Source organism: Paracoccus sp. PAMC 22219, from assembly GCF_000787695.1.
In the GTDB taxonomy this organism is placed as follows: Bacteria; Pseudomonadota; Alphaproteobacteria; order Rhodobacterales; family Rhodobacteraceae; genus Paracoccus.
On sequence record NZ_BBPH01000061.1, the window covers coordinates 1 to 4,059 of the forward strand.

Here is a 4,059-nt window from a genome sequence, read left to right on the forward strand (position 1 = left end):
GGCGCGGGCCTCGACCAGCCCGTCCTGGGCGTCGCGCCAGCGGTCGATCTGGGCCACGACGGGCTTCAGCTCGGCATATTCGCGGCTGATCTTGGCGATCTGGTCGGCGGCGGGGCCGGCATTCAGCTGCGCCTCGAGAAACTCGAAACGGGCGGCGATCTGGTCAAGGCGGTCCTGGGGCAACATGGCTGCGGCTTACCCCCCGGCCCCGGACCGCACAAGCGCCCTTGACTTGCAGTGCGGCGCCGGGGGGGTCCGGGGGGCGCGCAGCCCCCCGGCGCGGCGCGGGACGCACTTCATCGCCGCGTCCAGCCGAACAGCGCGATCAGCTCCAGCGCGACATGCGCGCCGGCGATCGCCGTGGCCCCGGTCGTGTCATAGGGCGGGGACACCTCGACCACGTCGCCGCCGATCAGGTCGATCCCCGCCAGCCCGCGCAGCAGCGCCGCCGCCTGCCAGCTGGCCAGACCGCCCCAGACCGGGGTGCCGGTGCCCGGCGCGAATGCCGGGTCCAGCGCGTCGATGTCAAAGGTCATATAACAGGGCCGGTCGCCCACCACCGCGCGCACCCGCGCCAGCGTCGCCGCGATCCCGTCCTGATGCACCGACGGCGCGTCCAGGATGGTCACGCCCAAGGTGTCCGGGTTGTCCGTGCGGATGCCGATCGAGACGCTGGCCGCCGGGTCCACGATGCCCGCCCGGATCGCCTTGTACAGGAACGTGCCGTGGTCGATCCGGTCCGGGTCGTCGTCGACCCAGGTATCGGAATGCGCGTCGAACTGGATCAGCGCCACGGGCCCCCGTCGCGCCGCGACCGCGCGCAGGATCGGCAGCGTGATGAAATGATCGCCCCCCAGGGTGATCGGCGCCGCACCCGCATCCAGGATCGCGCCGATATGCGCCTCGATCCGGGCGGGCACCTCGCGGACATTGGCGTAATCGAACGCCATGTCGCCGTAATCCACGACGTCCAGCACCGCCATCGGGTCATAGCCCCAGCCATAGGGCGGATCGAAGGCCTGCAGGCTGGACGCCTCGCGGATCGCGCGGGGCCCGAACCGGGTGCCGGGCCGGTGGGTCACCGCCTGGTCGAACGGGATGCCCGTGACCGCGACGTCGACGCCGGACAGGTCCTTGGTATAGCGACGGCGCAGAAAGCTGGTGGCCCCGCCGAACGCGTTCTCGAAGGACAGGCCGCGCAGGCTGTCGCGCGTGAAGGCCTGATCCACCTGGGTCTTTGCATCTTCCAGCGCCATCGTGGTCCCCCCTGCCGTGCCGGCGGCCAGATTGGCCGCGCGCATGGGCGGGCGCAAGGGGCGGCGGACGCGGGCGGGGGCGAAAACCCTTGCATCCGCGCGGTTCGCTGCTATGACACGCCATCCTTCCGCCTGAGCTTGACTGTAACGGCGCAGCCTCTCGTGACGGGTGCGGAAGGGACGGCCCGTCGATGAAATGCGCATTCAAACCGAAAGGATCGCCATGCCTCTGTACGAGCATGTGCTGATCGCCCGCCAGGACCTGTCGAACACGCAGGCCGAAGGCTGATCGAACACTTCTCGACCGTACTCGCCGACAACGGCGGCAAGGTCGTAGAGCATGAATACTGGGGTGTGCGCACCTTGGCCTACAAGATCAACAAGAACCGCAAGGGCCACTATGCCTTCCTGCGCACCGACGCCCCCTCGGGTGCCGTGCTGGAAATGGAACGCCTGGCCCGCCTGCATGATGACGTGATGCGCGTGATGACCATCCGCGTGGACGAGCATCAGGAAGGCCCCTCGGTCCAGATGCAGAAGCGCGAAGAGCGTGGCGAGCGCGGTGACCGTGGCGACCGTCCGCGGGGCGACCGTCCCGACCGTGGCGACCGCGATCGCGGCGACCGTGGTGATCGTGGCGGCGACCGCGGCGAACGCCGCGAGCGGAACTGAGAGGATCTGACGAATGGCCAACAAACCCTTCTTCCGTCGTCGCAAGGTCTGCCCGTTCTCGGGCGATAACGCACCTGCGATCGACTACAAGGACACCCGCCTGCTGCAGCGCTATATCAGCGAACGCGGCAAGATCGTGCCCTCGCGCATCACCGCCGTCTCGGCCAAGAAACAACGCGAGCTGGCCCGTGCCATCAAGCGCGCGCGTTTCCTGGCCCTGCTGCCCTATGTCGTCAAGTAAGGAGACTGAACGATGCAAGTCATCCTGCTGGAACGTGTGGCCAAGCTGGGCCAGATGGGCGAAGTCGTGAACGTCAAGCAAGGCTTCGCACGCAACTATCTCCTGCCCCAGGGCAAGGCGATGCGCGCGTCGGAAGCCAACATCAAGGCGTTCGAAGGTCAGAAGGTGCAGCTGGAGACCCGCAACGCGGAGTCGAAGGCCGAAGCCCAGAAGATCGCGGACAAGCTGGACGGCCAGACCTTCGTGGTCATCCGTTCCGCATCCGATTCGGGCGCGCTGTACGGCTCGGTCACCACGCGTGACGCCGCCGACGCCGCGACCGAGGCCGGCTTCACCGTCGACCGCAAGTCGGTCGTCCTGCGCGAGCCGATCAAGGACCTGGGCCTGCATGACGTCACCGTCGTGCTGCACCCGGAAGTCGAGGCGACGATCACCATGAACGTCGCCCGCTCCGCCGAAGAGGCAGAGCTGCAGGCGCAGGGCAAGTCCATCCAGGACATGGCCGCCGAAGCCGACGCCGAGGCCGAGTTCGAGATCGCCGAACTGTTCGACGACATCGGCGGTGCCGATGATGGCGAAAGCGACGACCGCGACCGCAACTGATCCTACTGGATCAAGCGCAGACTTTTTTGCCGCGCCGGGAAACCGGCGCGGTTTTTCATTCGTTCCTGTCAAAATTCCAATTGCTGTGACACATCCCGACATGGACCTGATGACTGGACCCGACATTGCCCCGGCCGCCTTGGCCGTGGCCAAGGAAGTGGTGATGACCGACGCGCTGTCCCTGATGCTGCAGACCCGCCCGCATGTGCTGGCCGACGGCGCGACGGGGACCGCCCTGTTCAACATGGGTCTGGACGCCGCCACCCCGGCCGAGATCTGGAACGCCACCCATCCCGACCGCATCGCCGCCCTGCACCGCAGCGCGATCGAGGCCGGATCCGACCTGTTCCTGACCAACAGCTTTGGCGCGAATGCCAGCCGCCTGGCACGCCACGGTGCCGCCGCCCGCGTCACCGAACTGAACCGCCGCGCCGCGGAGATCGCGCGCGATCAAGCCGACCGCGCCGGGCGCACCGTCATCGTCGCGGGCAGCATGGGCCCCAGTGGCGAATTCATGGCCCCGATGGGCAGCCTGACTCATGCCCGCGCCGTGCAGATGTTCCATGAACAGGCCGAGGCGCTGCGCGACGGCGGCGCCGACATCCTGTGGGTGGAAACGCTGTCCTCGCTGGAGGAGCTGCGCGCCGCGGCCGAGGCCGCGCGCCTGTCCGGCATGGCATGGTGCGGCAGCCTCAGCTTTGACACCGCCGGCCGGACGATCATGGGCGTGACGCCCGGGCAGCTGGCCGCCGCGGTCGAACGCCTGCCCAACCCGCCCGTAGCCTATGGCGCCAATTGCGGCGTCGGCGCGTCCGACCTGCTGCGGTCGGTCACCGGTCTTGCGGCATCGGGCAACGAACGCCCGACCATCGCCAAGGGCAATGCGGGCGTGCCGCATCTGCAGGACGGCCATATCCATTACGACGGCACACCCGAACTGATGGCCGATTACGCCTGCTTGGCGCGCGATCTGGGCGTGCGGATCATCGGCGGCTGCTGCGGGACCATGCCCGCGCATCTGCGTGCCATGCACGAGGCGCTGGAGACCCGCCCCCGCGGCCCCCGCCCCGCACTGGACCAGATCACCGCGCAGCTGGGCGCCTTCAGCAGCTGCGGCGCGGACGACCGCCGCCACTAGAACAGCGACAGCTGGTCCCCTGCCCTGGGCGGCGGTCCGAACCGCGAACAGTCCAGCGCCGGCGCGCCCGTGCGATAGCCCAACCGCGTACGCGCCAGCCGGAACCGTTGCTGCGCCAGCTGGGCGTGCAGCCCCTCTCCGCGAAATCG

The 4,059-nt window shown here is 68.7% G+C and carries 4 protein-coding genes and 2 pseudogenes; 4 read left to right on the top strand and 2 right to left on the bottom strand.

The features are described from left to right. A pseudogene (locus TY51_RS07330) lies at positions 1–186 on the bottom strand (peptide chain release factor 1); the annotation flags it as partial. Positions 187–296: 110 nt separating this feature from the next. Then, complete coding sequence (gene speB, locus TY51_RS07335; RefSeq protein ID WP_042247765.1) at positions 297–1,256, bottom strand: agmatinase; 960 nt, start codon at positions 1,254–1,256, stop codon at positions 297–299. A 223-nt stretch (positions 1,257–1,479) separates the two neighbouring features. Between speB and rpsF the strand changes: the two are divergent. The 4 genes and pseudogenes from rpsF to bmt all read left to right on the top strand — a co-directional run bounded on the left by rpsF (position 1,480) and on the right by bmt (position 3,910). Next, positions 1,480–1,928: pseudogene (gene rpsF / locus TY51_RS07340) on the top strand (30S ribosomal protein S6). Between the two features lie 13 nt (positions 1,929–1,941). Then, entirely contained in the window at positions 1,942–2,169 is a 228-nt protein-coding gene (rpsR, locus tag TY51_RS07345; RefSeq protein WP_042247758.1) for a 30S ribosomal protein S18, read from the top strand. A 12-nt stretch (positions 2,170–2,181) separates the two neighbouring features. Next, positions 2,182–2,772 (top strand): 50S ribosomal protein L9, encoded by a 591-nt coding sequence (gene rplI / locus TY51_RS07350; RefSeq protein ID WP_042247761.1) that lies wholly within the window; start codon positions 2,182–2,184, stop codon positions 2,770–2,772. A gap of 163 nt (positions 2,773–2,935) precedes the next feature. Continuing rightward, positions 2,936–3,910, top strand: a complete 975-nt coding sequence (gene bmt / locus TY51_RS07355) for a betaine--homocysteine S-methyltransferase (RefSeq protein ID WP_042247768.1) — start codon at positions 2,936–2,938, stop codon at positions 3,908–3,910. Positions 3,911–4,059 lie beyond the last annotated feature (149 nt).